The organism is Moorena sp. SIO3I6, assembly GCF_010672095.1.
Map to the genome: position 1 here is coordinate 1 of NZ_JAAHHU010001354.1, position 1396 is coordinate 1396.

The 1396-nt window shown below is 41.3% G+C and carries 1 pseudogene; it reads left to right on the forward strand.

From position 1 onward, the window contains the following. Positions 1-88 precede the first annotated feature (88 nt). Positions 89-1379 (forward strand): annotated as a pseudogene (locus F6K49_RS49275) (IS701 family transposase). Positions 1380-1396 lie beyond the last annotated feature (17 nt).

The following is a 1396-nucleotide window of genomic DNA, read 5'->3' on the forward strand; positions in this document are numbered from 1 at the left end:
TGGGACTTTAGCGCAAATTATAAACAAAAATCGTGCTACTCTATATAGAGTATGCTTTTTAGGTTCGTATTCTTCTCCACTCAATCCGATGAAAGAAACCGTTTCCACAGCAATGCCCCCCTGCTTTGAAAGATGGTGTCAGCGTTTTGATGATATCTTCAAAACCAAAGCTCAAAGAAAGGAGTTTAGACACTATCTGGGGGGATTATTGGGAGAAAGTGAAAGAAAAAACCTATCTCAACTAGCGGCTGACGCTGTAGATGTGTCTTACCATAGCTTACGGCATTTTGCGGTTCGGGCAAACGGTCGTGAAATTGACATCAACGAACGCCGATTACAAGTGATGAATAGCTGTCGTCAGACGAAAATCTCTCGTGGCTTCTCACTGATTGTAGACGACAGTGGACACCGAAAGAGCGGGAATTTTACCCATGGAGTGGGAAGGCAATACATCGGAGAAATTGGTAAAACTGATAATGGGATAGTCCTGGTAACAACCCATCTGTATGATGGTCGAAAAAGTCTGCCATTGGATATTGAGTTATATCAACATGGTTTTTCATTGCCTCAAGGAAAAGAAGACCCGGAATTCCTCAAAAAACCAGAGCTGGCCTTAAACTTAATTGACCGGACATTAAATCGAGGGTATCATCCAGGAATTGTCCTCATTGATGCTGGATATGGAAACAATACATCTTTTCTGTTTGAGCTAGAAAATCGAAAACTTAAGTATTTAGGAGGAATTGCAAAAAATGCGCTTTTGGCGCACGCTACGCGAACGAAAAGTGACCGTAGAAAACTCGGATAATTATGGGGAAACCGTTCGTGTCGATGAGTTAGCCCAAAGCTTACCAGATGGGGCTTTCACTGAATTGCAGCTCAATCTCAATAAGTCAAAAACTCTATGGGTCGCCACAATGGAAGTGGAAGTCTCTCGTCTGAGTGGAAAAAGAAGTCTGGCAATCGTCATGAATCAACCGACTTTTAGTGAAGCCACAGATATTGACTATTTTTTGACTAATGTCGAAGCAAATATAGTGACTCCATTATGGGTAGTCGAGACTTATTCTCAAAGAAATTGGGTGGAAGTATTTTATAGAGAAGCTAAGGGTTGGTTGGGACTCAAAGAATATCAAGTTCGACACAAACGCAGTCTAATGAGGCATTTTATATTGGTGATGTGTGCCTATACTTTTATTCTTTGGCATCAACTCACTGGGGGATTGCGAAGGCGATGGGCAACAAAACCTTTAAAGACATTTACTGAGACTTTGGAGGCATTTCGGAGTGCCATATCTTACCGTTTTGTATGTTGGCTGCAGGAAAATATGGACGTATTTTTAAGATATAAAGCGAGTTTAGGCTTGATTTGGGCTTGATTTTTGCTAAAGTCCCA